The sequence below is a fragment of the Ruegeria meonggei genome, assembly GCF_900172215.1.
Lineage (GTDB): Bacteria > Pseudomonadota > Alphaproteobacteria > Rhodobacterales > Rhodobacteraceae > Ruegeria > Ruegeria meonggei.
The window spans coordinates 1-827 of sequence record NZ_FWFP01000032.1; the positions used below are offsets into that span (position 1 = coordinate 1).

Annotated in this window: 1 protein-coding gene; it reads left to right on the forward strand. The window is 50.4% G+C overall.

Annotated features, from left to right (window positions below):
• Window positions 1-90: 90 nt before the first annotated feature.
• Window positions 91-774, forward strand: coding sequence for an IS6 family transposase (locus RUM8411_RS22405; protein ID WP_085824940.1), 684 nt, complete (start codon window positions 91-93; stop codon window positions 772-774).
• Window positions 775-827 lie beyond the last annotated feature (53 nt).

Sequence of the window (827 nt, forward strand, 5' to 3'; positions counted from 1 at the left end):
GGATGTGTCGCAAACTCTGGGGTCTAGTTGACGAGCCTGCGTGATCTGAGGTTTGTACAGGTCGAAAAATTCCGAACAGGTTATTTGAGCATGATCTCGTTAAAGGGCTGTCATTTCCCCAAGGATGCAGTTTTGTACGCTGTGTACTTCTATCTGCGATACACGGTGTCCTATCGTGACTTGGAAGAGATTATGGCTGAACGCGGTGTGCGAGTTGACCATGCCACATTGAATAGGTGGGTTGTGAAATACTCGTCGATCGTCGCAGCTCGTGCGCAATCAAAAAAACGCCCAACGTTGAGCTCCTGGCGTATGGACGAGACCTATATTCGTGTTCGCGGCAAATGGATGTACCTCTATCGTGCCGTCGACAAGGCAGGAAATACCCTTGATTTCATGCTGTCTGAGCGCAGGAACCGTCCAGCGGCAGCAAGGTTCTTTGCCAAAGCGCTGTCGTCAAATGGAATCCCGAGCAAGATCGTCATCGACAAAAGTGGAGCCAACGCGGCGGGCATTCGAGAGGTGAACAGGATCCTGAAGCGGTTCGGTTGCCTAGCCAAAATCCAAACGGTCAGGTCCAAGTATTTAAACAACCTGATCGAACAGGATCATCGGTTTATCAAGCGTCGCGTACGACACATGTGCGGGTTCAAATCGTTCAGATCCGCATCAGCTACTTTGGACGGTATCGAAATCGCCAATATGATCCGGAAGCGGCAATTCTCAAGCGATACGACTTCCGGCTTTCAGCTATTCGCCGAGATCGCAGGATAGGTGTATCCAGTAAGTCGCTGACTTTAGCCGTTCCAAATGTTTGCGACACATCC